This window comes from Streptomyces sp. B15, from assembly GCF_018070605.1.
Lineage (GTDB): Bacteria > Actinomycetota > Actinomycetes > Streptomycetales > Streptomycetaceae > Streptomyces > Streptomyces smyrnaeus.
The window spans coordinates 35,056-60,843 of record NZ_JAGPXJ010000004.1 but is presented as its reverse complement, the minus strand read 5'-3'; the positions used below and the strand labels follow the sequence as shown (position 1 = coordinate 60,843).

Genomic DNA, 25,788 nt, shown 5'->3' with positions numbered 1-25,788 from the left:
CAAGTGCGGCGCATTGCGGTCGGACGTGGATGCGGGTGACGGGGGAGGGACTGTCGATGCCGGATGCTCGGGGGAGCTCCGAAGAGGGCCGGACGCCGGGGCTGCGTCCGCGGCGGCTGGTCGACGAGGCGAAGAGCACCGACCGGGAGGTCGAACGGCGCGGGTTGGCGGCGCTGAAGGCGCGCGGCGCACGGCTGGCCGCCGCCGCATGGGCGACCGTGCGGCCCAACAGGCGCCGCGCGACCGGCTATATCGCGCTGTGCTCGGTGGGGGCGCTGGTCGGTACGTCCGTGGTGGTGGGCACCGGCAAGGCGGGGGCGGTGCCCGACCTGTCCGACATCGGTGCCTGGCTGACCAGTTCGCGCACCGGTGAGGCCGCGCACGCCAACGGCCTGACCGGGGACGTGGACGGCAAGGTCAAGCTCCCCGGTATGGGTGACCACCCGGTCACCATCTCGCAGGACGGCAAGACGGTGCTGGTCCTGGACGAGAAGACGGGCAAGCTCGTACGGATCGACCCCTCACAGCTGACGGTCGAGCAGTCCTCCCGCTACGGGACGGGGCTGCAGTTGGTGACCGGCGGCCGGTACGCCTACCTGGTCGATCCGGTCAAGGCCCGGGTCCAGCGCATCGATCCGGTACGTACGACTCCGATCGGCGCCCCCGTCGACCTGGGGGCCGGGCCGTTGGGCAAGGCCGTGGCGGACCCTAAGGGCACGCTGTGGGTGCCGGTGCCCGGCAAGGGCAAGGTCGTACCCTTCCCACGCGGCAAGAAGGCGCCGGGCATCAAGGTGGCGGCGAAGAGCAACAAGCCCGCCACGCTGCTGATGACGCTCGCCGACAGCCGCCCCGTGGTGACCGACACCGAGGGCGGAACGGTCACCCTGCTCAAGCGCACGGGCCGCGGGATGCGCTTCAAGCTGCCGAGCAACATCACCAAGGCCCCGTCCGGTTCGGTGCTGGTGCCCTCGGCGACGACCGGTGACGTGGTGCCGGTGCTGGCGCGCAAGTCGGGCCGGATGGCGCTCGTCAACACCCGGACGGGCTCGCTGCTGACCGCGTCCCTGGGCTCCTCGGACGGCCGGTACGGCACACCGCAGGTGCTGGGGTCCAAGGTGTATGTGCCCGACCAGGGCAACGGGACGCTGAAGGTGTACGACACCGAGGCGGCGGCGATCACCAAGCCGGTCAAGGTGACCGGCAAGCGCGGCAAGCTGAGCCTGTTCGTACGCGACGGACTGCTGTGGGTCAACGACGCGGACAACGCCACCGCCGTCGTGATCAACTCCTCGGGCCACGTCAAGCGCGTGCACAAGTACGACACCGATGTGCCCTCCGGCCGCAAGCCCCGGGACAAGGACCGCAGCGACGACGACGGCAGGCGCGACCCGGCGCCGGGACCGGACACGCCCGACCCGCTGCCCGAAGGCCCCTCCGGTCCGGGCCGGGACGACAAGCCCGCACGTCCCGAGGCCCCGGCGGACAAGCCGGACCGGGACGGCACCGACGACAAGCCCGCGCCCGACCCGAAGCAGGACCCGAAGCCCGACCCCGAGAAGCCGGATCCCGACAAGCCGGATGAGGACGAGCCCGCGAAGCCGCAGCCGCCCGGTGTCCCGCAGGCGGAATCCGGCCCCGGCACCATCCGCGTCTCCTTCGCGCCCTCCTCGGGCGTCAAGCCGACCGGATACCGGCTCAAGGGCGCACCGGCCGGCGCCGATGTGAAGCCGACGAGGGTCGGTCCCGGCGGGCCGTTCACCTTCGAGGTGAAGGGCGGCTCCTGCGACCGGCAGTACACCTTCACCGTGGAGGCGGAGTTCTCGGACGGGCAGAAGGCCGAGTCCGGCCGCTCCGGCCCCGCCCGCCCGTGTGTGGCGCCCGGCCAGCCGCAGAACGTCCAGCACGCCTTCCCGCAGGGCGGCAAGGGCATCAACCTCACCTGGCAGGCACCGGCCAACGCGGGGAACGGCACCACCTACACCGTCACCGGCGGGGGACCCGACACGGACGGGAATCGGGGCAACACCCGGGCGACGCTGCGGAACCTGAAGAATTTCCGCGCCTACACCCTCACCGTCGCCGCCAAGAACGCGGCCGGCTCTGGCGGCAGCGTCGTGAAGCGGGTGAATCTGTCGAACACGAAGAACATCCGCGTCGCGGACAATGTCGACGACGGGGACGACGTGGGTGTCCGTACCCAGCCCAACGGCATGGCAGGGTCGCGGGCGGGCTTCATCCCCAGCGGGCAGACGCCGATGCTCAAGGTGATCTGCCAGGTCGAGGGCAGTGCGGAGACCCACGACACGTACGGCTGGAAGAGCGACAAGTGGGACCGCATCGAGTGGGAGGGCAAGACCGCCTACGTCAGTGACCTGTGGGTCGGCACCAGCAACCATCGCAAGGGCGAGTTCTCCCCGGAGGTCTGGAAGTGCGAGTAGAACACCAGCAAGCAACCGCACCGGCCGCCACCGCAGCCTCCCCGGAGTCCGTCGCGCTGCTCGCCCAGTGCTTCCACGCGCTCGGCGACAACATCGAGCGGGTCGTCAAGGGCAAGCGGGAGACCGTCGAGCTGGCGCTGGTGTGCCTGTTCTCGGAAGGGCATCTGCTCATCGAGGACGTACCCGGGACCGGTAAGACGACGCTGGCACGCTGCCTGGCGGCCTCCCTCGAAGCGAGCTGGCACCGCGTGCAGTTCACGCCCGACCTGCTGCCCTCGGACATCACCGGGGTGACCATCTACCGGCAGAACACCGGGGCGTTCGAGTTTCTGCCGGGCCCGGTCTTCGCCAACGTCGTGCTCGGTGACGAGATCAACCGCGCCTCGCCCAAGACCCAGTCCGCGATGCTGGAGGTGATGGAGGAGCGGCAGGTCACCGCGGACGGCAGCACCCACCCGGTGCCCCGCCCCTTCATGGTGATCGCCACCCAGAACTCGGTGGACATGGGCGGTACCTATCCGCTGCCGGAGGCCCAGCTCGACCGGTTCCTGATGCAGGTCACCCTCGGCTACCCGGACCATGCCTCGGAGGTCGCCGTCCTCTCGGGCGCCGGATCCCAGCCGGACATCGAGCAGTTGCCGACGATCGCGACGGGCCGGCACATCGCGGAGTTCATCCAGGTCGCCAAGCAGATCCAGGTGGCGCCGCAGCTGTACGACTATCTGGTGCGGGTGGTCGCGGCCACCCGGCAGCTGCCCGAGGTGCGGCTGGGCGCCAGCCCGCGCGGCTCGGTGGCACTGCTGCGCGCCGTTCGGGTGCGGGCCGCCTCGCAGGGGCGCGCCTACGCGCTGCCGGAGGACGTCAAGGCGCTGGCGGGTCCGGTGCTGGCACACCGGCTCATCCTCACCCCGGAGGCGGAGCTGAGCGGCCGCAGCGGCGCCGACGTCGTCGCGGAGGCGCTGGCCACCGTTCCGGTACCGCAGGCGGGGGCACAGGGCTGATGCTGTCGCCGACGGGTTGGGGGGCACTGGTCGGCGGCGCGGCACTCACGGGGGCCGGCTACGCGTTCGGCTATCCGGAGGCGGCGATCCTGGGGGTCGGCTGCCTGCTCGCGGTGGCCGCGGCCCTCGTCCGGACGGGGCGCTCACCGCAGCTGGCGGCGCGGCGCCGGGTCACCCCGCGGAAGGTGGCGCGCGGGGACCGGGCCGAGGGCTCCGTCACCCTCACCAACACCGGGCGCCGCACCCGGCGCGGGCTGGATGTCACCGACAGGTGCGGCGAGTTGCCGCTCACGCTCCAGGTGCCGTCGCTGGCCGCGGGCGCTGAGCACACCGTGCGCTACGCGCTGCCCACCGAGCGGCGCGGCCGGCTCGCGCTGGGCCCCCTGCGGCTGGAGCGCACCGACCCGCTCGGACTGGCCCGCAGGGTACGGGTGTTCGGCCCCACGGACGGCGGGACGGACACCCTGCTGGTGCGGCCCCGGGTGTGTCTGCTGCCGGTCCTCCCCTCGGGCACGGCGCACCATGTGGAGGGGCCGACCTCGGACACGGCGGACGAGGGGTCGCTGACCTTCCACGCGCTGCGCGAATACGTGCTGGGCGACGATCTGCGGCGGGTGCACTGGCGCTCCTCGGCGCGTACCGGAACGCTGATGGTCAAGCAGCTGGTGGATGTCTCGCTGCCGCACACCACGGTCGTGCTGGACACCCGGTCCGCCGCCTACCGCACCGAGGACGACTTCGAGCTGGCCGTGGACACCGCGGCTTCCGTCGCGTTCGCCGCCGCCCGCTCCAACTTCCCGGTGGACGTGCTCAGCGAGACGGGCCCCGTGCTGCGTACGGACGGCGCGGGCGGCAACGACGCGGAGGCGCTGCTGGACCGGCTCGCGCTGGTGCGCCGTTCCGATCGGGCTTCGGCGGCGGGAGCCTTCGACGAGCTGGAGCGGGCGCGCCGCCGCGGCTCGCTCACCGTCGTCACCGGCACGGCCGATGTCAGCGGGCTGAGCGCGCTGGAGCGGGTGCGCCGCCGCTTCGACCGGACGGTGGTGCTGCGGGCGGGTTCCCGGACGCAGGACGACCCGCACGAGCCGCCCGGCCTCGGCAGCGACGTTCCGCAGCTGCGGGTGACCGGACTCGATTCGCTGCCGGCCACCTGGCGCCGGGAGGCGGTGCGATGAGCCCGGCATCCACGCCGCGCGCCACCGCCCTGCCGGGCGTGCGTCCCACCGGTGGCGCCGGTCACGACGGTCCGTCCTGGGCGCCGCCACGGCCGACGGCGCCCGAGGCTTCTCCCCCGCCGGCACCGCTGTCGCCCGGCGACGGCACGGGCGGGCCGGCCGGCGGTGGGCGGGACGGCAGCCGGGTGACGACGGCGCCGGCCGCGCCGCGTCAGCTCTCGCGCCGTCGCCGTTTGTGGTCGCTGCTGCCCGTCGCCGGGCTGCTGGCCAGTGCGGGGCTGGGCTTCCACCGGGTGTTCCGGCCGGGGCCGCTCCTACCCGTGCTGGCGGTCGCCGTGCTGGTGCCGATGGCCGTGGCGGCCGGGCTGTTCCTCGCGCAGAGCCGCAAGGGGCGCCCCGCGCCCCTGTGGCCGTCGCTGGTGCTGGGTGCCGTGGTGTGGCTGGTCGCGGTGCGGGTGACGCTCTTCCGCGACGCCGCGGGCGGGCTCGCCTCGGGCGGTGCGGTCACCGACATCTGGTCGGCCCTGCTGGACTCCCCGCACGCGATCCTCACCACGATCCTGCCCGCGCCGTCCGGACCCGACTTCCTGGTGCTGCCGCACGCGGTGATGTGGCTGGCCACGCTCGCCGCCACCGAGCTGGCGCTGCGGACGCGTTCGCCGCTGCTGCCCGCGCTGCCCTGCGTGCCGGCGTTCGGCTTCCCGCTGGTGCTGGGGGTGACCGGGCCCGGCTCGAACACCCTGCCCGCCGTGGGCCTGGTGGTCTGCGCGGCGCTGCTGGTGCTGCTGCGGTCGCGGGCGTCCCGGCGCGGCACCGTCCGGGTGCTGGGCACGGGGTTGCCGCTGGTCGCGGTGCTCGCGCTGGCTGCCGCGCTCCTCGGGCCGCGGCTGCCGGGGCTCTCCGCGCGCGAGCCGTTGGACCTGCGCCAGGACGTGCGCCCGCCGACCGTCCACCCGCAGTCCACCAGCCCTCTCGACCAGGTGGCCGCCTGGCTGCAGCAGCCGCAGACCCGGCTGTTCACCGCGCGGAGCACGGCAGCCGACCGGAACTGGCGGCTCGCCGTGCTGGACCGCTACGACGGCGTGAAGTGGACGTCCGGCGCCGAACTGGAGCGCTCCGGCGGCCGCGTGCCTCCGCAGCCGGGCACCGATCCCGGTCGCCACCGGCGGGTGGAGCAGCGGGTGACCATCCAGAATCTGCCGGGCATCTGGCTTCCCGCGGTGGACCGGCCCTCGTCGGTGAAGATCACCGACGAGGGCACCGAGGGCGACGGCAACCGAAACGGCGGCCAGGGCGACGGGTTCGGCGGGGACGGCGGGGACGGCGGAGACAGCGGAGACAGCGGAGACAGCGGAGACAGCGGGGAGACCAGACAGCTCGCCGTCGATCCCGCCAGCGGTGTGCTGGCCCTCGGCAAGGGCGGCGCCACCGGCGCCCGGTCCCATCGCGGGCTGTCGTACACCGCCGTCTCGCAGGCGCCGGTGTACGACGCCGAGCGGCTTCGGTACGCGGCCGTTCCGGACGGATCCGCCTACACCTCGCTGCCGCGTACCGACGCGGTCGGCAAGCCGATCAAGGCCGTCGAGACGTTTTCGAAACTGGCGGCCACCGCCACGGCCGGCAGCAGCTATCCGTACGAGCAGGCGCACAAGCTGGCCGGTTGGCTGCGCGAGCACTACCGCTTCGACCCCAAGTCGGTTCCCGGGCACGGCTACCGCAACCTGGAGTTCTTCCTCACCACGGGCAAGCACGGCACCTCGGAGCAGTTCGCCGCCTCCTTCGCCGTGATGGCGCGGACGCTGGGGCTGCCGACGCGGGTCGCGGTCGGCTTCCGCGCGGACGGCGCCGGCGACAAGGACGCCGCGGGGCGGGGCTCCGGCGGGGACGGCGGTACCCGCCAGCTGACCGGGCGGGACGCGCTGGCCTGGCCCGAGGTCCGGTTCAAGGGCGTCGGCTGGGTGCCGTTCTACCCGACGCCCGGTCAGACGTCGCAGGACGGCTCGTCCGTACCGCCCGCCGGGCAGCCCAAGGAGCGTGAGAAGGCCGATCGCGACATCGCCGAGCAGCCCCGGCCCTCCGTGCCTCCCCAGCAGCAGGGCGGGGGCAAGGACGGCGACGGCCGGGCCGCACCGGCCGACGGCGGCGGGCTGCCCGCGTGGGTGTTCGCACCGCTGGCGGTGGCACTGGGGCTGCTGGCCTACTGCGGCTACGCGGCCTGGGCCCCGTACCGCACCCGCAGTCGGCGCCGCGGCGCGCGAGATCCCGGTCGGCGGGTGCTGGGCGCCTGGCAGCAGATCGTCGACCGGCTCACCGAGATCGGGCTGCCGGCCACCGCGGCGCACACCGCGACCGAGGTCGCGGCCTTCGGCGTCGAGCGTGTCGGCGGCAGCGCCAGCGAGCAACTGCCCGCCCTCGCCCGGCTGGTCAACGAGGTCGGCTACGGGGGCCGTACGCCCGACGAAGGCACCGCGGACGCCGCTTGGCGGCACTGCGACGCGATCGAGGAGGTCGTCGCGCGGACGGTTCCGCGCCGGGAGCGGGTGAAGCGGGCGCTGCGGCCCCGTACGTTGATTCGTCACAGCCGATCAGGAGCACACCGGTGAAAGCCAACCCGAGCTGGGGCCCCGGCGCGGCGGGCGGCGCGGCCGGGGGGCCGGTCGTGCCGCCCGCCGCGCCCGCCGCGCCCGCCGCCCCGACCGCCTCCGCACCCGCCGCACCGCCGGCGCTGCCCGACGGCTACCGGCCGCAGCGCGTCCTGGGTGCCGGAGCGCGCGGCACCGTCGTGCTGTGCCAGGAGGTGTCGAGCGGCCGGGAGGTGGCCGTCAAGGTGCTGCCCGTTGCGGTGGAGGACCCGGCGCGCCGTCTGGCCGCGCACTCCGAGCTGCTGGCAGCGGGAGCGGCCGCCAGGCACCCGTGCGCCGTCACCGTCATGGACGCCGGCTCCACCGGCACGCAACAGCTGTACGTGGTGGAGGAGTGGTGTCCGGGCGGCTCGGCGCAGGACCGGCTGACCGCCTCCGGCCCGTTCCCGGTCGAGGACGTGCTGGTGATCGGCGTACGGCTGGCCCTGGCACTGCACTCCTCGCACCGTCGCGGGGTGCTGCACCTGGATGTGCGCCCGGCGACCGTCCTCTTCGACGCGCAGGGCGGTGCGTTGCTCACCGGGCACGCGCTCGGCCGTGTGCTCCAGCGGGCCGTCCCGTCGCTGGGTGCCGTCTTCGACCAGGCGTACGCGGCGCGGGAACTGTTCGGCTGGGAGGCCCCGGGGCCCGCAGCGGATGTGTACGCGCTGGGGGCCACGCTGTACGCGCTGCTGGCGGGCGAGCCCGCCCAGGCCGCGGCGGTGCGCGCGGGCGGCTCCGCCCCGTACGAGGCGGTGCTGGCCGGCGGGCTGCCCCGGCCCCCGAGGTCGGATGTACCCGAGCCGCTGTACGCGCTGCTGCACCGGATGACGGCACCGCACGCGGAGGGGCGCCCACCGCTGACGGAGGTGCACCGCGTGCTGCGGATGCTTCTGCCGGTCTCCTGCGCCTCGCGTGTCCCGGATCTGCAGCCGGAGGCCGGGCCCGAGCCCCCGCTGCCGGGCTGGGACCCGGCCGACGACGCCCTCACCCAGCCGCCGCCCGAGACGGACGACGACCCGGACTCCGCGGAGGCCGTCGCCCGGCGGCGTCGCACCCGCAACCGGATCCTCGCCGCATGCGGAGCGCTGCTGTTGGCGGGTGGCGCGGGGGTGGCCCTGTTCCTGGTGCGCGCCGCGAACGAGGCCGGGCCCGACCGTGCCGCGAAGCCGCCGAAGAAGCCCGCCCAGTCGGCGCATCCGCTGCCCAAGGGGCAGGTCCCGGACTTCCAGGCCCAGGAGGTGAAGGTCACCCGGGTCGGCCGGCAGGTCCAGGTCGCCTGGAGCAAGCCGAAGAAGCCGCAGGCCGTCTACGGCTACGCCGTCACCGCCCAGTCGCCGGACGGCGAGACGGTGAAGGTGAAGAACACCAACGCGGACGAGCCGAGTGTCGTCTTCTCCTCCCCGCCCGTGAAGGCCGGCTCCTGCTACGTGGTCACCTCGTTGGTGCAGACGGCCGACGGCAGTGTGGGGCTGGCCTCGGCCGAGTCGGTGTGCGACCGGGGGGAACAAGGCGGCTGAGCGGGAAGGCGGGAATGTCACAGGCGGACGTCACAATGGAGGAACACAGCTTCTGCTTCGCGTCGTGGAGCAGGGAGAATGCTGTGCTGATCAACTGTCCGGCATATGGCGGAGCGCGTACCGCGCCGTCGGCCGGCATCGGGGGGAGCAAGCGGAATGGGTGAGTTCACCGGAGTCGATCCTCTTCGGCTGCGCGAGTTGGCCAATGCGCTGCAGGGCTTGGCGGACGCGCTCGACACGGAAGGCACCACCATCCGTGATCTGTTCTCGAAGTGGGGAGGAACACTCAGCCAGTCCGTCCTGACGCAGCAGACGACTCAGGTCGGCGAGGACGCGACCAACATGGCGCTGCGGGCCGACCTGGCGTACGGCCTGTTCCTGCAGCCCCGGTTCGTCAACCAGGGCAGCCCGCACTCCGACTGGGTCAACATCGAGTGGGACGTCTCGAAGATCGACGTCACGGCGCAGGGGCAGCGGGAGGCCCTGAGCCTGCTGGAGGCGTTGAACGACCCCGAGAATCCGCAGTCGCGCACCACCATCCAGTACCTGTCGCAGTCACTGGCCGACCACGCCGACGACCCCGAGTACCTCGAGGCGTTCATGAACGCGGGCGGCCTGGACGCCTCGGTGCGCGCGGCGCGGTTCCTGCACGGCCAGGACGGCACCCACGGCAGCACCGTGCTCTCCCAGGACTCGCAGGAGATCCTCGCCAGATTCGGGCTGGCCGTGCAGTCCGCGACCAGTCTCGCCGAACAGGGGGAGATCCAGCTCCCCGCCAACTACCTGCAGAAACTGACGGACCCGCCGAACGGCGACATGTGGTCCGTCGGCATGCTCTTCCAGTACGGCCCGAAGGGCGACAAGTGGGACCCGAACGTGTTGTCCACGGTCGGCGGCGCGATGCTGGACTGGCGCGCGGAGCAGCAGATGCGCCCCAACTACTCCGAGCCCTTCATCGCCGGCACCAGTTATGTGCCCGGCGGTTACGTCGAATCGGACAACCCCTGGTACGACAGCCTGGGTCTGGACGTCTCCTACCTCACGGTGGGCGCCGACGACGCCGCCGAACGCATCCAGGCCATCGCCACCAACGACCCCTCGGTCATCCTCATGCAGCGGGTCAGCGAGAACCCGGACGCGTCCCGCCGGCTGCTGACCGGTGCCGACGGCGCGAAGTACGCCGGGATCCTGGTCGACGACAAGTGGCACACGCCGGGCCCCCAGTCGTTCAACGAGGCGCAGTGGCCCGCCGCCGTGATCACCGCCGCCACCTCGGACCGGACCGGCCATCCGGCGGAGTCGGCGGAGGCGGCGGCCAACGTCATCAACGCGGGCGCGGCCGAGTACGGCGACGAGAAGGGCAAGAGCGACTACGACAAGTCGCAGTATCCGGTGTCCGGCCAGATCACCCACGCCCTCGCGCAGGTGTTCGCCACATATGTACCCGACTTCGCCCAGTCCCACGGCATGCCGGCGGACCAGGCGGCGACCCCGGCGACCGGCTCGGACAACCAGGGCATGCTGATCGTGGGCCATCAAACGGCGCTGGACTTCATCAGCATGATCGCGCAGAACCACGGCGACGCCGGGCATCTGGTCAACGCCGTCAACTCGCAGATCTCGCTGACGGCCGCCGGAGGCATGGACAGCCCCGATGCGCAGACCTATCTGAACAACCTGGCCGAGCTGCAGGGTGTGGTGACCGCCGGCGCCCACCAGGTGGGCCTGAATGCGGAGAAGCTGAAAGACGAGGCGAACAAGAAAACGGTGCTGTGGGTGGACTCAGTCGGTGGTGCCATCACCGCCATTCCGGGACTGCCGGTCCAAGCCGAGTGGGTCCAGACGGCCATCACGGCGGGCCTGCCCGCGGTGAAGGACAGTTTCTCGACGGACAACGCCCAGAAGTACCAGGACGCGGCAGGCTCGAAGTTCTACGACGACCAGTCCTCCATGCGGCTTCCGCTGCTGCAGGGCCTGGTCACCAGCGGTCAGATCGAGCCTCCTGCGGACCACCCGGAATGGGCGAACGGTCAGATCACCCTCCAGGACGCGAACGATCTGACGGACTTCAACAGCTGGTGGCAGCAGGTCGCGCGGCAGCAAGGCGGCCAGTTGGACGACTTCGACGACGAGATGCGCGACGCCTTCGAACGCGGAAACAGCGCCAACTAGCGAGGGGGACAGCCATGGGCATGTCGGATGCCGATCTGTGCAGGCAGGACATGGCGAAGATCGGGACGGCGGTGGACAACATCCGGATCGCCGTGCAGAAAGTGACCAATCTGATGGGCGCCGACACCTGGGCGGGCACCGCTGCGGACACCTGGGCCGGCGACTTCAACGGCCGTATGAGTTCGCTGAACTACCTGTTCGAGTCCTACCCGGCGGAGGAACAGGCTCTCATCACCAAGGCCGAAGAGAATGAGCCGAAGTAGCAACGGCGACGGGGGGCTCCTATGGAACTGCGGCTGACCGCCGTCGACGGCGCGGGCGGGCGGAGCGCCGATCTGCTGGTGGATGTGGAGCCCGACGCCGCCGTCGGGTCCGTCGCCCGGGAAATCGTCCGGCACCTGGGCGGCGGCACCCCGGGCGACGCGGGCGAGGCGCCCGCGCTGTTCGTCAACGGATACCCGCTCGCCCCGGCCCTTCCGGTGGCCGACTCCCCCGTCCGGGACGGCGCCACGGTCTTGGTGGGGGCGCCGGGCGCCGGTCCGCGGCCGGAGGCCCAGGGCACCGTGGAGGTTCGGGTCGTGGGCGGCCCCGACGCCGGGCGGGTCCACCGGCTGGGTCCGGGCGTCGCCGTCCTCGGCAGCGGCCCGGAGGCGTGGGTACGGCCGGCGGACAGCACCCTGCCCAGCTCCGCGTGCGAGATCGATGTGGCCGTCGACGGCACGGTGACGCTCACCCCCGCCTTCGGCAGCAGCGTCACGATGGACGGCCGGCAGCTGGAGCAGCCCGCGATCTGGCGGCAGCGGGGTGTCGTCGCCGCCGGGCACTCGCTGTTCGAGCTGCGCGAGCCCACCTTCCCGGACGCCGCGCTCAAGCCCTCGCAGGACGGTACGGGGCTGGACTACAACCGGCCCCCGCGGATCAAGCCCTCCGCCCACAAGACGCAGTTCCAGCTGCCGCCCAAACCCAAGCAGTCCGAGACCCGGCCCCTGCCGTGGGCCGTCGCGCTGGCACCGATGCTGGCCGCCGTCGCCATGGTGGTGCTGTTGGGCAGCGCCATCTATCTGATCATGGCGGTGCTCACCCCGGTCACTCTCGTCGCCAACCACTTCTACGACCGCCGGCACGGCAGGACATCGCACCGCCGCAAGCGTCGCGAGTACGAGCAGCACAAGGTCTCCATCGAGTACCAGGCGCGCAAGGCGATGGCCGAGGAGACAGCGGCGCGCCGACTGGCCTGCCCCGACCCGGCCGAGCTGTACCTCGTCGCCACCGGCCCCGGACAGCGGCTGTGGGAACGGCGGCTGGAGGACGACGACTACGGCCGGCTCCGGGTCGGCACCGGCACGCTGCCCTCCGAGGTGGAGGTGAGCGACCCGAATCAGCAGGAGCACCGCCGTACCGAGCCGCGGATGCTGAGCGACGTCCCGGTGAGCGTCCCGCTGCGCACCCACGGCATTCTCGGCGTCGCCGGGCGAGGCGAACTGCCCCGCGCCATCGGCCGCTGGCTCGTCGCGCAGGCGTCGGTGCTGCACAGCCCGGCGGATCTCAGCATCTGTGTGCTGACCGACCCTTCGGGCAGCGAGTGCTGGGAGTGGGTGCGATGGCTGCCGCACGCCCGCGGCCGGGAGGGACACGGCGCGGTGGCGCTGCTGGGCACCGAGACGGAGAGCGTGGCGCGCCGGATCAGCGAGCTGCTGGCGCTGCTGGGCGCCCGTCAGGAGAACGCCGGGGAGAGCCGGCCGGGCTCGGACGAGGTGTGGCGCGGCCCGTCCGTCCTCGTGGTGCTGGACGGCTCCCGCAGGCTGCGTGCCCTGCCGGGGCTGACCCAACTGCTGCGCGAGGGACCCCGCTTCGGCATCCATCTGGTGTGTCTGGACGCCGACCGCGGGCTGCTGCCCGAGGAGTGCCGGGCGCTGGTGGAGGAGGACCACTTCGGGCTGTTGCAGGTGTCGCAGTTCGGCGAGACCCCGGTGCAGTCGGTACGGCCGGACTGTGTGCCGCCCGCCTGGTGCGAGGCGGTGGCCCGCGCCATGGCACCGGTCCGCGATGTGAGCGAGAAGGAGACCGGTGCCCTGCCGGACGCCTGCCGGCTGCTGGATCTGCTGGAGCTGGAGCCTCCGTCGGCCGCCGTGATCACGGCGCGCTGGGCGGCGGGCGGGCGCTCGACCGGCGCCGTGGTCGGCGCCTCGTTCGACGGCCCGTTCACCATCGATCTGGTGCGCGACGGGCCGCACGGGCTGGTCGCCGGCACCACCGGGTCCGGCAAGTCGGAGCTGCTGCAGACGCTGGTGGCGTCCTTGGCCGTGGCCAACCGGCCGGACGCGATGAACTTCGTGCTGGTCGACTACAAGGGCGGGGCCGCCTTCAAGGGCTGCGAGCAACTGCCGCACACCGTCGGCATGGTGACTGACCTCGACTCCCATCTGGTGAAGCGGGCGCTGGTCTCGCTCGACGCGGAGGTGCGCCGCCGCGAGCGGATCCTGGAGCCGCTGGGCGCCAAGGACATCGAGGCCTACGAGCGGGCTGCCCGGCGCGACCCGTCGCTGGCGCCGCTGCCCCGGCTGCTGATCGTCGTCGACGAGTTCGCCTCGATGGCCCGTGAGCTGCCGGACTTCGTCACCGGGCTGGTCAACATCGCCCAGCGGGGCCGGTCGTTGGGCATTCACCTCATTCTCGCCACCCAGCGGCCCAGCGGTGTGGTCTCGCCCGAGATCCGTGCCAACACCAATCTGCGGATCGCGCTGCGGGTGACCGACAACGCCGAGAGCCAGGACGTCATCGACGCGCCCGACTCCGCGTACATCGCCAAGAGCACACCGGGGCGTGCGCTGGTGCGGCTGGGTGCCTCCTCGCTGCTGCCGTTCCAGTCCGGCCGGGTCGGCGGGCGGCGGCCGCAGACGGCGGCCGAGGTGACCACGCAGCCGTGGGCGGTGCCGGTGGAGTGGTCGGATCTGGGCCGCCCCGCACCCACGCGGCCCAAGCCGCCGGGCGGCCAGGACGACGACCCGCTCACGGACCTGGCGCTGCTGGTGGAGGCCGTACGCGCGAGCGCCACCGCCCTCGGGTGCGAGGAGCCCTACCGGCCCTGGCTGGAGCCGCTGACCGACCTGGTGACGCTCGACGAGGTGCCGCGGCCCGCGGTCGAGCGCCGGGGCGACGTCCCGCCCGCCGTGTTCGGTGTCACCGACGTACCGGCACGGCAGGCCCGCGAGCCGCTGGTCCTGGACCTGGTGGACGGGGACCATCTGCTGCTGGTCGGCGGGCCGCGCTCGGGCCGTTCGACGGCGCTGCGGACGATCGCCGGCTCCCTGGCCGACCTCGCCTCCCCCGCCGACGTCCATCTGTACGGAGTGGACTGCGGCTCCAACGCGCTGGTGCCGCTCTCCGTGCTCCCGCACTGCGGCGCCGTCGTCACCCGCGACCAGACCGACCGGCTCACCCGGCTGCTGGCCAGGCTCCAGGCGGAGATCGCCCGCCGCCAGCAGATCCTGGCCCGGGCCGGTGCCGCGAACGTCGCCGAACAGCGCGCTTCCGCCGCCACTCCCGACGAGCGGCTGCCATGGCTGGTGCTGCTGCTGGACGGCTGGGAGAGCTACACCGCCGCATTCGAGTCGTACGACTACGGCAAGCTCACCGACGCCATGGCGCAGCTGTTCCGCGAGGGTCCGTCCGTCGGTCTGCGGGTGGTGATGTCCGCGGGGCGCAGCGGTCTGTCGGGCGTGGTCTCCTCGTCCTTCGGCGATCGGCTCGTCCTGCGGCTGGCCGACTCCAACGACTACAGCACGGCTGGTATGACCGCCCGGGACATCCCCTCGCACCTTCCGCCGGGCCGCGCGCTCCGGCCGGGCGACGACGGCTTGCTGGAGAGTCAGACAGCGCTGCTGGACGCCGATCCCTCCGGACAGGCGCAGGTGAGTGCGATCCGGCGGATCGCCGAGCGGGCTGCCGCGGTGCACGGCCGTCCGCCCCGCGCGCTGCGCCCGATGCGGGTGGACGCGCTCCCGGGGCGCGCCACGGCCCGGGAGGCGCTGGCGCTGGACCCGGAGTTCACGCCGCCGTCCCCGCTGTGGGCGCTGGTGGGCGTGGGCGGCGACGAACTCGGCCCGCTCGGTGTGGATCTCTCCCAGCACGGCCCCGGCTTCGTCATCGCCGGTCCGCCCAAGTCCGGGCGCTCGACGGCGGTGTGCGCGGCGGCACGGTCGTTGCTGCGCGCGGGCCTGCCCCTGATCGTCGTCACGCCCAAGCGCTCCCCGCTGCGCGAGCTGGAGGGTGAACCGGGAGTGCTGGGCGCGCTGCGGGAGATGGCGGACGCGGCGCAGTTGAAGGAGCTGCTGGATCGCGCGGGTGCCGACGGCGCTCGCTATGCGGTGGTCGTGGACGACGCCGAGTTGGTGTACGACACCCCGCTGGACTCCGTGTTGGAGTCGGTGGTGCGCAGTGGGGTGGACGGCGGCCACGGGCTGGTGGCGGCCGGCACCACGGACTCGCTGACCTCGCAGTACCGCGGTTTCCTCCGGGAGGCCCGCCGCGCCCGCAGCGGCCTGCTGCTCTCGCCGCAGAACAACTCGGAGGGGGAGCTGTTCAGCATCCGGCTGCCCCGCGCCACCGCCTCCAATGTGGCGGGTCGCGGACTGCTGGTGCTCAGCGGCGAGATGACTCCGGTGCAGGCGGTCACCGACGAGTGAGGGGGTGCCCCGTGGTCGGCGGGGCACCCCGACGGCGGACGGCGGGGGCGCGCACGAGCCGGCGGGCCGCAGCCGGATCGGGTGCGGCCCGCCGGGTGATGGGCCGGCTTCGGCGTCGGGTCAGTTGGTGACCTGGTCGATGTTGTCCGCGTTGGTCCGGGCGGCGGTTCCCGCGTCCCGGAGCGTCTCCACGAACCTGTCGAACGTCGGCTTCAGCCCCTCCCACTCGCTGCGGAACTGCTGTGCCTTGCCACCGGTCCAGTACCCGCCGCTGTCGTTGCAGGCGCTCTGCAGGCTGGTGATCAGCCCCTGGAGCTGGTTCGCGTCACCGTCGAACTTGCTGGCCAGCTCCCGCAGTCGCTCAAGGTCGGCACCGTTCATTCCCATAAGGAATCCTCCCCGTTATCCGGTTTTGACGCGTCTGGCAGCACGGTAACGCACTTCACGTCCGTGCTGGACCTGTTCGTGTCACAGCCGGTCAACAGCCTTGTACCCGCCGGGAAGGGCCGTGGATCCGCCAGGCGCCGCGCTCCGGGCGGCCCCTGTGAGGCCGTTTCACCCTCCCCGCCTCATTACCGAAAGTAGCCAAAGTTCCCTTTAGTGCATTGTGATCTAAATCACACCTATTGAGGTGATTTTTCCCTTTCCAGGGTCACTCGGGGTAGGTGGTGGACGACCTCGCATGTCCGCCCCGAGCGTTCCTAGGAAGGAGGACGACCATGGCAGCGCCTACGACCGGCAGCACCATCGAGCACCACCCGGACCTGGTGGAGATGCGTGCCCGGTACGAGAAGGCCGGATCCACTCCGACCGCTCAGCTCGTGGAGGGGCTGACCTTCCTCACGGGTCTCTACATCGCGATCTCGCCGTGGGTGGTCGGGTTCAACGGGTCGACCGCCCTGACGGTGAGCAACCTCATCGTGGGGCTGGCCTTCGCGGTGCTCGCCCTCGGATTCGGTTCCGCCTACGAGCGGACGCATCTGCTGGGCTGGACCGCGCCGCTGCTCGGAGCCTGGGTGATCATCTCGCACTGGGTGATCAACGACGCTCCCAGCACGGCACAGATCGTGGTCAACAATGTGATCGCTGGAGGTGTGGCAGCACTCTGCGGACTCGCGGTCATGGGGTTGGCGGCCATGGGCAAGCGGAAATCATGACTCCCAGCACCTGACACGCGACGCCCAGCAGGAACACGCGCGTTCACCCCGCGCGTGAGGACGGGCGGAGCGGCCCGCGAACGGCCGCGCCGCCCGTTTCGGCTGCGCGGCGGCCCCCACGCGGCCCGCCGGATGGCCGCGAGCGGGTGCACCCCGGCCCGGACTGGGGTTGGCTGGAAGCACAAGGACACACCCGCGGCGACAAGCGGCACACGGACAGCGACGCACTACGAGCAGTCGAGGAGGCGTCCGACGGGCCATGGGCATGGGCACGGCGCAGCGGATCGACGCCTTTCAGCAGCGGCACCGCTGGGCGGGTCTGCCCCTCGCCGTCGTCTACAAGGTCTTCGACGACCAGGCCCTCTATCTGGTCGCCCTGCTCACCTACTACACCTTTCTGTCGATCTTCCCCGTGCTGCTGCTGTTCGTCTCGGGGCTCGGCTTCTTCCTGGAGGACAACCCGGAACTGCAGCGGCGGCTGCTGAACTCGGTGCTCGGCGAGTTCCCGGTGCTCGGGAACCAGCTCCGGGGGCGTATCCACGCCTTCAGCAGCAACGGCATCGCCCTCGCGGTCGGTGTCGCCGGCAGTCTCTACGGCAGCCTGGGGGCCGCGCAGGCCGCGCAGTACAGCCTCAACAAGATGTGGGCGGTGCCCCGGTACCAGCGGCACGACCCCTTCACATCGCGGCTGAAGGGGATGCTGTTCTTGATGACGGTGGCGGGCGGGCTGTGCGTGACACTGCTGCTGTCGCTGGCGACCGCGGAGTCCCGGGCGTTCGGCACCGATCTGGGCACCTGGCTCCGCGCGACGATCACCCTGGTGGCGGTAGCCGTCAACGCCGGGCTGCTGCTGGCCACCTACAGCTTCCTCACCCATCATCAGGTGGCGCTGCGACGGCTGTGGGCGGAGTCCGTCGGCGGTGCCTGCGCCTGGCAGCTGCTGCAGTGGGCCGGCGGGTACTACGCCACGAACGTGCTGCGCGGGGCGAGCCTGACGTACGGGATGTTCGGGATCGTGCTCGGTCTCCTCGGCTGGATCTATTTGGGCGCGTTGATCTTCGTGGTGGCGGCCGAGGTGAGCGTGGTGCGGGCTCATCGGCTGTGGCCCCGCAGCCTGCTGACGCCGTTCACCGACCGGGTGTGGCTCAGTTGGGCCGACCGGAAGGCGTACACCTCCTACGCCACGACGGAGACCTTCAAGGGCTTCGAGACCGTCACCGTGGAGTTCGACCAGCGACCGCCCGCGGGCGCCCCGCCCAGGGAGGACCCGCCCGAGGAGGTCACCGCCGAGGAGGGCGGGCCGCCTGCGGACGAATCGCCCGATGCGGAGTCACCCGGGCAGCAGCAGCCGCCGGCCGACGGACAGCCCCCGCCCGGCCGGCCGGGCGGGGGCTGAGTCTCACCTGGGGTGGCGGGACCCGGCTCCGAAGCCGATCATCCGCCAGATCCGGATCTCACGCCGGAGACCGGGCAGCTCCCGGAGGAACATCGCCAGGCCGAGGGTGCCGAGCACGGCGAGCTGGCCGACGAGAATCCGCTTGGCCCGGCACGGACCGGAGCCCGGAGCGTGCTGCGCCGCCTTGGTGACGGGCGGTCGGGAAGGCTTGGTGTAACGCGGGAGGGTGGCGGTGGGACGCCGGAAGGGCGCCGCCGAACGCCGGGAACGGGACGGTGGGGTGAACGGTGGGGTGAGGCGTCGGGACGGGAGGCCTCGCTGCATGGTGCGCTCCTCAGCCGGGCGAGATGTTGGGCATGATCTTCATGATGGAGTTGTGCTTCTTCCAGTGGATGCCGGTCGAGCGCCGGGCGTCCGCGGTGCCGTCCTTGTGGTGGCCAGGCTGGCGGTTGTAGAGGCCCTTGTTGCCCTGGTGCATGCCCCACACATGGGAAGGGGTGTCCGGCTTCACGTGAGGTTTTCCGATGCGGATACGGCCCATGGCGTCCTCCTTGTTGGTCGCGTCACCCTCGCTGCTCGGTCAGCTCGGCGAAGAACCGGTCGATCTCGGGCCACACCCGGCTGCCGCCGGAGAGGCCCTGCCACTCCCGCCGGACGACGGCCACCATGCGGAAGCAGTCGTCGATCGGGACGATCCAGTGCTGGGAGCGGCCCTGGACGGTGTTGACGAGCAGTGCCTCGACGTCGGCCGTCAGGGTTGCCAGGTCGGGGCAGCGTGCGACGGTCGCCCGCCAGGCCTCGGGGGCGATCTCCCACCGGGTCGCACCGGCGGGGCTGGGGTAGTGGGCGCGTACGCTCCCGTCGGCGCGCGGTACGAAGAAGGCGAGCCCGACCGGGACGCCCAGCGGCTCGGTGGGGACCGGGGCCAGTCTCCGTCGCCGGTGCCCGATCAGCAGATAGTGCCCTTGACCGGCGCCGTCGCGTACGAACAGCAGCGAGCACGGCCGGCAGACGCACAGCACCTGTTCCTCCGCGGTGTCCAGCAGGTGCCGGTGGCCTTCGGACACCGGGTCGCCGCACAGGTCGCAGCGTTCGGCGTCCTTGCCCACGGCGTGCTCGCCGGGCTGGTCGGTGGCCTCGCGGATGACGCGGGCCAGCCCGCCGGCGGTCATTGCGGCCCCCCGGCCGGTGCGGTGGCGGGCAGCAGCGACTCCAGCGGTACGAAGGCGGGGGCAGCCGCCTCCTGCGGGGCCGCGCGGACCTCGGCCAGTTCGGGCGCCGCGGCCAGTACCGCCTCGCGCACCGCTTCCTCGATCCCGGAGGAGGAGGCACCGCACCCCTTGGTGGTGAGCCGGACGGTGGCCACCGGTCCGTCGATACCGACGAGTTCGATCGTGGCGCCGCGGCGGCGCAGCACCTCCGCGATGGTTTCGACGGCGGTGGCGACCCGGCGCTCGACCGGGTCGGGGTGCAGTCCGTGCAGGACGAGGAGGTGATGGAGCAGCTGATCGCCGGTCAGTCGGCGGACCAGCTCGGGCCCGGCGAGGTCGCCGACCCGCGCCAGCGCCTCGCCGTAGAGTTCCGTCAGCCCTCGTACGGCCGCGCGGGCGGCGTCGGCGGTCGGCCCGGCCACCTTCTCCACCCGTTCGAGGAGTTCGTCGAGGCGGGCCAGGCGCTGTTCGACCTCCGCGTCCGCCAGCCGGGGCGGGTCACCCATGACCGGCTCCGGTCCCGGCACCGGCGCCGAACATCGGTGAGTGCGTCTGCTGCAGCTCCTTGCCCTTGCCGAGGTACATATGGACACCGCAGGGCAGGCAGGGGTCGAAGCTGCGGACGGTGCGCATGATGTCGACGCCCTTGAAGTCGTCCGGGCCGTTCTCCTCGAAGATCGGCTGGCCCTGGACGGCGTCCTCGTACGGGCCCAGGTTGCCGTAGCTGTCCTGCGGACTGGCGTTCCAGGGGGTCGGCGGGTACGGGTGATAGTTGGCGATCTTCTTGTCCTTGATCACCAGGTGGTGCGAGAGCACACCGCGTACCGCCTCGTGGAAGCCGCAGCCGATGGCCTCGTCCGGCAGTTCGTAGTCGTTGAAGATCCTGGTGTCGCCCGCCCGCACCAGGTTCAGTGCCCGGTCCACGAAGTCGAAGGCCATGGCGGCCGAGTAGGCGACGAAGTAGGGGCGGGCCCGGTCGCGCTCCAGGGTGTTCGACCACTTGGGAATCTGCCACTCCAGCGTCATCTCCGGAAGCCGGCTGCTCTTCGGGAGAGTGATCTGCACGCTGTGCCCGGTGGCCTTGACGTAGTCGGTCTCCACCAGCCCGTTGAGCGCCGTCGACCACAGCCGGGCCAGTGGGCCGCCGCCGGTGTCCAGCGCGAGGTGGTCGCCGGTGCTCTTGTCGAACCACCGGGGGCTCATCACCCAGCTGTACTTGTCCTCGAAGTCGCGTTTCTGCGGCGCGGGCACGGTCGTCTGGTTCCAGGGGTGGCGCATGTCCACCGGGTTGCCCAGCGGGTCGTGGGTGACGAACGGCTCCTCGTTCACCCAGTCCTCGTAGTAGGAGCTGCCCAGCAGGATGCGCATACCGAGGTTGATGTCGACGAGGTTGTTGGTGACCAGCTTGCCGTCGACGACGATGCCGGGGGTGACGTACATCGCCTTGCCCCAGGTGTTCATGTTCTCGTACCGGTAGTCGCACGTCTGGTAGTGCTGCCAGGCGCCCCAGCAGCCGAGCATGATGCGGCGGCGGCCGACTTCCTCGTATCCGGGCAGCGCCTCGTAGAAGAAGTCGAAGACGTCGTCGTTCATCACGACGGACTTCTTGACGAAGTCGAGGATCTTCATCAAGCGGCTGAGGTAGTCGGTGAAGGTCGTGGGTTCCGGCATGGTGCCCACGCCGCCCGGATACAGCGTGGAGGGGTGCACGTGGCGCCCTTCCATCTTGCAGAACATCTCACGTGTGACACGGCTGATGTGCAGCGCCTCCTTGTAGACCGCTCCCTCGAACGGGTTGAAGGCGCGCATGAGGTCGGCGATGGTGCGATAGCCGTGGATGTGGCCGTGCGGTGCCGGGGTCTGCTCCGCCTTGGCCAGCACGCCGGGGTTGGTGGCCTTGACCATCGCCTCGCAGAAGTCGACGAACACCATGTTGTCCTGGAAAATGGTGTGGTCGAACATGTACTCGGCGGCTTCGCCGAGGTTGGTGATGTGCTCGGCGAGCGGCGGCGGTTTGACCCCGTAGGCCATCTGCTGTGCGTAGTTGGAGCACGTGGTGTGGTTGTCGCCGCAGATCCCGCAGATGCGGCTGGTGATGAAGCCGGCGTCCCGCGGGTCCTTCCCCCGCATGAACACCGAATAGCCTCGGAACAGCGACGAGGTGCTGCGGCACTCGGTCACCTCGCGATTGGCGAAATCGACCTTGGTGTAGATGCCGAGATTGCCGATGATCCGGGTGATCGGGTCCCAGGACATGTCGACCACTTGCGGGGTCTTGCGCCCCGCCTCGGGCCGGGCCGCCGTTGCCGTCATCTCAGTCCTTGTCTTGTCGGTCGCGATGGGTGTCGGGCGCCGTCTGGAATGTCAGGGGCGCCAGTGCGGGTCGTAGCCGCTGGTCAGTTCGGGCCGGTTGTGGTGCCACTTCGCCTCCTGGTTCACCGCGATGTTGGTGATGCCGCGCATCCGCCGGATGAACGCGCCGTAGGGGCGGATCAGGATGGAGGAGAGGCTGCCGCCGGTCGGCTCGTCCATGAACGGCATGAACGCGTCGGGGAAGCCGGGCATCGTGCATCCGATGCAGATGCCGCCCACGTTGGGGCAGCCGCCCACCCCCGACATCCAGCCGCGCTTGGGCACGTTGCAGTTGACCACCGGGCCCCAGCAGCCCACCTTCACCTGGCACTTGGGCGAGTTGTAGTCCTTGGCGAAGTCGCCCTGCTCGTAATAGGCGGCCCGGTCGCAGCCCTCGTGCACGGTCTTCCCGAACAGCCACTGGGGGCGCAGCATGTGGTCCAGCGGCGGTGGCGGGGCGGCGCCGGCCGCATGGTGGAGCACCCAGACCAGGGTCTCCATGAAGTTCTCCGGCTGGATCGGGCAGCCGGGCACATTGACGATCGGCAGCGCGCCCTGCGACCTGAAGTCCCAGCCCAGGTAGTCCGCGAGTCCCATGGCGCCGGTGGGATTCCCCGCCATCGCGTGGATACCGCCGTACGTGGCGCAGGTGCCCGCCGCGACCACCGCCCAGGCGCGGTGCGCGAGCCGGTCCAGCCACCAGTTGAGGGTCAGCGGCTCGCCGGTCTCCTCGTCGTTGCCGAAGGACGTCCAGTAGCCGTCGCCCTCGATGATGTTCTGGTTGGGGATCGAGCCTTCGATGACGAGGATGAAGGGCCGCTCGGCCTCGCCGCGGGCCGCCGCCCGGAACGGTGCCAGGAACTCCTCACCGCCGGTGGTGGGCGAGAGCACCTTGTTGTGCAGGTTCACCTTCGGCAGGCCGGGGACGAGGCCCAGCACCAGGTCCTCGATGGCGGGCTGCCCGGAGGCCGTCATCGACACGGTGTCGCCGTCGCAGCTCATCCCCTCCGAGATCCAGAGGATGTCGATCTCCTCGAACCCCGCCCGCTTCTCCGCTTTCGACGGATGCTCACTCGTCCGGGTGATGCCGCTTTCGATGGTCATGTTCTCGGCCTCCCTTGCAGCCGGTCACGCATCCGGTCGTAGACGTTGGCGACCGGTGCCGCCATGGCGAGCGCCGGTGGTGTGTCGGGGGCGTGCGGGTGCGGTCTGCTGGGCGCGGTGCGCTTCGCCTTCTCCAGCGCGCGGCCCAGCTCCTCGAGGGTCTGCTGGTCGACGGCCTCGCGCAGCATCGGCATCAGCCGGCCCTCCTCCTCGGCCACATGCTCCTCGATCTCCCGCTGCAGCTCGGCCATCAGCCGGTCGGTCTGCTCGAAGACCTGCTCGTCGCCCTCCCCACCGCGGTGCCCGTCCGGGTAGGTGTCGCTGTGCCGGTCGGCGGTGGGGAGCTGGTCCAGGGCGAGGAGCGTCTTCTTCACGCCCATGTGCTCGGCAAGGTGCTCGTCGATCTCCTGCTGTCCGTCCGGCAGGACCTTCCTGGCCAGCGGGTAGACCATCAGCTCCTCGACCGCCGCGTGCTTGGACAGTTCGCGGATCACCGTCTCGACCACGGCGCGGCGCTGGCGTGCGGAGGCGGCCCCGCGGTAGTCGCGGAACAGCTGCTCGACCATCCGATGGTCATGCTTCAACAGTTCGATGGCATCCATCGGACCTCTCTTCGTCGGGGGAAGCGGTACCGGCGCCGTCCAACGGCTGGACCTCATCGGGGCGGAAGTAGCAGAACCGGCCGTACCAGGCGTTCAGTTCGGCGGCGGGGTCGTCCTCGACCGACACGGCGAGATGCACGCTGCCGTCCACGTCGTGGAAGACGCCTTCCACCCGGGCTGTGCGCCCCACGAGGAACATGTCCTGCGCGTCGGCGCCCCGGCCCCGGGGACACAGCCGCACCCGGTGACCGCGCGCCACCTCGACCCCGCCGACCGGCACGCTGTCGGTCGACGGGCTCAGCCCCTCGTCCCCGCCCTCCCGCCACCAGGGGAGGCGCTCACCGGCCGCGTGCCCGGCAGAGGGCGCGTCCGAGGACTTGGCCGAGGGCTCGGCAGAGGGCGCGTCCGAGGGCTCGGCCCGTCCGTGCCGGGTGGGCCGGGGAGGCGGGGCGAGCTGGAGGAGCTGGGCCGGTTCCGGGGAGCGCATCGCACCGTGCAGCTGCGCGAAGACCTCCTGCGGCATGTTCTCGACCCGGTCGAGAATGGCGGCGGCACGCGGGTCGGTGGCCCGCGCCTCCCGCTTCTCCTCGTCGGTCAGCAGCAGCGTACGCAGCGAGAGGATCTCGTCGATCTCGGCGGCGTCGTGCAGGTCGCCCGGGCTCTCGGGGGCGATCTGCGGATGGTCGCCCAGCAGGATCGGTGAGGAGAACATCGTCCGCGCGGTGCCCTCCTCCCCCGCCAGGACAGGGAAGGTGCGCACGTTCCGGCAGGCCCGTGTGTGCGCCGCTGCCCAATCGGGCGGGTCGATCAGGGAGCAGAACCGCGGGCCGTCGCCGCCGAGCAAGGTGTGGGTGGCCAGGAGCGCGTGGCGCAGCGCCACTTCGCGGGAGGCCGCCGGGGAAGGAGCGTCGCCGGTGTTCTCCGTACGGACGGTCAGGCGGTACGTTCCGTCGGGGCCGTCGAGCCGCTCGGCCCGCAGGGTGGTACGGGCGCGCACCGGGTGCCGACGGCGTACGATTCGGCCGACGGTGCCCCCGGCGCTGGTCAGCGGGGCGGTCTCCAGACCGCCTGGCGCGCCGACCGGGTAGGTCCGTTCACCGGCCAGCAGCTCGGTGAGCGGCACCTCCAGGTCGGTCTCGCGCGGTACCGCCTCGTCGAACGTCAGATGGAGCGCGCCGTCCACGTCCAGGGTCTCCACGGCCTCCCAGCCGTCGCCCGCACCGGTGCGCCGCTCCACGGTCTTGCGCTGGGCCTGGAGGTAGCGCACCCGGACGCGGAGTACGGCATCGGGCGCGGACTCGAACAGGCACTCGGTCTGCTGGTACCAGGACTCGGCAGCGCCCGAGACGCCGGGCTGCTCGGCCAGGTGCGCCTCGGCCCAGACGCGCGGCACCAGCACGCCGAACTGCCAGCGCACCCGGTTCTTCGGTGAACTGCGGCGGTACGGGTAGAGCAGATATCCCTCGTAGCAGATGGCGTCGGCGACAGCGAGCACCCGCGCGAAGTCCGCGTCCGCCGCTGACCTGCCGCGCTGCTCCTGGGTCGAAGCGGCCTGAGCCGGACCGTCCACCCGCACCTCCCGGACCACCGGCGCGACCGCGCCTCCTCCACACACACCGGCGTCCATATTTGCACCCTTTATTCACATTTGCTCGCTCTGTGGCCGCCGGTGTGGCGGAGGGTGGACCGCGAGCGGCGGCGGAGAGTGACCGCAGATGGCGGAAGGGGTCGGCTCAGCCGCCGCTCACTCCTGGCCCTTGCCGCGACCGGTGAGCATGTCGCGGGCGCGGTCGACGAGGCCGACACCCGGAGCCATGGCCTTCAGGGCCGGGGGCTCATGGGGGCCGGCGGGGTGCGGACGGGTGGGAGCGGTCTTCTTGGCCTGCCGGACCTTGTCGCCGAGATCGGTGAGCTCCAGGCGCGGCAGCACCTCCTTGAGCCGGGGGAAGAGGTTGCCCTCCTCGTCACTCACATGGGTGCGGATCTCCTGGATCAGGCTGGTCAGGATCCGGTCGAAGGCCGGGTCGTCGGCGTTCAGCCCCTCCAGGTCCTTCATCAGCCGCTCGGCGCCCTTGTGGTCCTCCAGCTCCTTGTCCGCGAGTTCGTCCCCGTCGGGCACATGGGCGCGTACCGCCGGGTACAGGTACTCCTCCTCGGCGATGGAGTGCCGCACAAGTTCGATCGTGGCCTGCTCCGCGTACTTCTTGCGCTTCTCGTCACCGGGCGGGAGGGCTTCGATCTTGGCGAAGAGCTCCTCCACCTCGCGGTGGTCGGTGGTGAGTTCCTCGATGACCGTTCCGCCGTGTCCCATGGTGTCTCCTCCAGTGCCCTGTTCCCGTGACTGCGACTGCGAC

20 protein-coding genes are annotated in these 25,788 nt (G+C 71.6%); 10 read left to right on the top strand and 10 right to left on the bottom strand.

The annotated features are described in order from the left end of the window. The first annotated feature begins 56 nt into the window (after positions 1-56). From KBY19_RS03655 to KBY19_RS37160, 8 genes are all read left to right on the top strand, one after another. Positions 57-2,438 carry a hypothetical protein gene (locus KBY19_RS03655; protein WP_210965134.1) on the top strand — a complete coding sequence of 794 codons (2,382 nt, stop codon included), beginning with the start codon at positions 57-59 and terminating at the stop codon, positions 2,436-2,438. Continuing rightward, on the top strand, positions 2,429-3,439 hold the full coding sequence (locus KBY19_RS03650; protein WP_185018515.1) for a MoxR family ATPase: 1,011 nt from the start codon (positions 2,429-2,431) through the stop codon (positions 3,437-3,439). The genes KBY19_RS03655 and KBY19_RS03650 overlap by 10 nt, the downstream gene beginning before the upstream one ends. Next, entirely contained in the window at positions 3,439-4,614 is a 1,176-nt protein-coding gene (locus KBY19_RS03645; RefSeq protein WP_185018514.1) for a DUF58 domain-containing protein, read from the top strand. The genes KBY19_RS03650 and KBY19_RS03645 overlap by 1 nt, the downstream gene beginning before the upstream one ends. Beyond that, entirely contained in the window at positions 4,611-7,217 is a 2,607-nt protein-coding gene (locus tag KBY19_RS03640) for a DUF3488 and transglutaminase-like domain-containing protein (RefSeq protein ID WP_247690559.1), read from the top strand. Before KBY19_RS03645 ends, KBY19_RS03640 begins: the two co-directional genes overlap by 4 nt. Next, on the top strand, positions 7,214-8,755 hold the full coding sequence (locus KBY19_RS03635; protein ID WP_185018512.1) for a serine/threonine-protein kinase: 1,542 nt from the start codon (positions 7,214-7,216) through the stop codon (positions 8,753-8,755). The genes KBY19_RS03640 and KBY19_RS03635 overlap by 4 nt, the downstream gene beginning before the upstream one ends. Before the next feature lie 156 nt (positions 8,756-8,911). Further along, positions 8,912-10,927, top strand: a complete 2,016-nt coding sequence (locus KBY19_RS03630; protein WP_210965133.1) for a hypothetical protein — start codon at positions 8,912-8,914, stop codon at positions 10,925-10,927. 14 nt (positions 10,928-10,941) lie between these two features. Then, entirely contained in the window at positions 10,942-11,190 is a 249-nt protein-coding gene (locus tag KBY19_RS03625) for a hypothetical protein (RefSeq protein WP_210955161.1), read from the top strand. 21 nt (positions 11,191-11,211) lie between these two features. Further along, positions 11,212-15,612 carry an FtsK/SpoIIIE domain-containing protein gene (locus KBY19_RS37160; RefSeq protein ID WP_210965132.1) on the top strand — a complete coding sequence of 1,467 codons (4,401 nt, stop codon included), beginning with the start codon at positions 11,212-11,214 and terminating at the stop codon, positions 15,610-15,612. Positions 15,613-15,732: 120 nt separating this feature from the next. Here KBY19_RS37160 and KBY19_RS03615 read toward each other — a convergent pair whose 3' ends face one another. Continuing rightward, entirely contained in the window at positions 15,733-15,999 is a 267-nt protein-coding gene (locus tag KBY19_RS03615) for a WXG100 family type VII secretion target (RefSeq protein ID WP_099885218.1), read from the bottom strand. A gap of 332 nt (positions 16,000-16,331) precedes the next feature. On the opposite strand from KBY19_RS03615, the gene KBY19_RS03610 reads away from it, so the two are divergent. Both KBY19_RS03610 and KBY19_RS03605 read left to right on the top strand, forming a co-directional pair. Next, entirely contained in the window at positions 16,332-16,769 is a 438-nt protein-coding gene (locus KBY19_RS03610; protein WP_099885217.1) for an SPW repeat protein, read from the top strand. Positions 16,770-17,028: 259 nt separating this feature from the next. Further along, positions 17,029-18,165 carry a YihY/virulence factor BrkB family protein gene (locus KBY19_RS03605; protein ID WP_210965131.1) on the top strand — a complete coding sequence of 379 codons (1,137 nt, stop codon included), beginning with the start codon at positions 17,029-17,031 and terminating at the stop codon, positions 18,163-18,165. A 3-nt stretch (positions 18,166-18,168) separates the two neighbouring features. Here KBY19_RS03605 and KBY19_RS03600 read toward each other — a convergent pair whose 3' ends face one another. The 9 genes from KBY19_RS03600 to KBY19_RS03560 form a co-directional block, all read right to left on the bottom strand. Continuing rightward, a complete protein-coding gene (locus KBY19_RS03600; protein WP_099885216.1) occupies positions 18,169-18,489 on the bottom strand; it encodes a hypothetical protein in 321 nt (106 codons plus the stop codon). A gap of 10 nt (positions 18,490-18,499) precedes the next feature. Beyond that, the gene (locus KBY19_RS03595) at positions 18,500-18,706 is read right to left on the bottom strand and encodes a hypothetical protein (protein WP_099885215.1); all 207 of its coding nucleotides are present in this window, start codon (positions 18,704-18,706) and stop codon (positions 18,500-18,502) included. 22 nt (positions 18,707-18,728) lie between these two features. Next, complete coding sequence (locus KBY19_RS03590) at positions 18,729-19,337, bottom strand: DUF5947 family protein (protein WP_099885214.1); 609 nt, start codon at positions 19,335-19,337, stop codon at positions 18,729-18,731. Next, positions 19,334-19,882 (bottom strand): NifU family protein, encoded by a 549-nt coding sequence (locus KBY19_RS03585; RefSeq protein WP_099886898.1) that lies wholly within the window; start codon positions 19,880-19,882, stop codon positions 19,334-19,336. Before KBY19_RS03585 ends, KBY19_RS03590 begins: the two co-directional genes overlap by 4 nt. After that, complete coding sequence (locus tag KBY19_RS03580; protein WP_099885213.1) at positions 19,875-21,689, bottom strand: nickel-dependent hydrogenase large subunit; 1,815 nt, start codon at positions 21,687-21,689, stop codon at positions 19,875-19,877. The genes KBY19_RS03585 and KBY19_RS03580 overlap by 8 nt, the downstream gene beginning before the upstream one ends. A 51-nt stretch (positions 21,690-21,740) precedes the next feature. Beyond that, the gene (locus KBY19_RS03575; protein WP_099885212.1) at positions 21,741-22,832 is read right to left on the bottom strand and encodes a hydrogenase expression protein HypE; all 1,092 of its coding nucleotides are present in this window, start codon (positions 22,830-22,832) and stop codon (positions 21,741-21,743) included. Beyond that, a complete protein-coding gene (locus KBY19_RS03570) occupies positions 22,829-23,434 on the bottom strand; it encodes a hemerythrin domain-containing protein (protein ID WP_099885211.1) in 606 nt (201 codons plus the stop codon). Before KBY19_RS03570 ends, KBY19_RS03575 begins: the two co-directional genes overlap by 4 nt. After that, positions 23,406-25,061 carry a hypothetical protein gene (locus KBY19_RS03565; RefSeq protein WP_210965130.1) on the bottom strand — a complete coding sequence of 552 codons (1,656 nt, stop codon included), beginning with the start codon at positions 25,059-25,061 and terminating at the stop codon, positions 23,406-23,408. The genes KBY19_RS03570 and KBY19_RS03565 overlap by 29 nt, the downstream gene beginning before the upstream one ends. A 117-nt stretch (positions 25,062-25,178) precedes the next feature. Further along, the gene (locus KBY19_RS03560) at positions 25,179-25,745 is read right to left on the bottom strand and encodes a hemerythrin domain-containing protein (RefSeq protein ID WP_185018506.1); all 567 of its coding nucleotides are present in this window, start codon (positions 25,743-25,745) and stop codon (positions 25,179-25,181) included. Between the last annotated feature and the right edge of the window lie 43 nt (positions 25,746-25,788).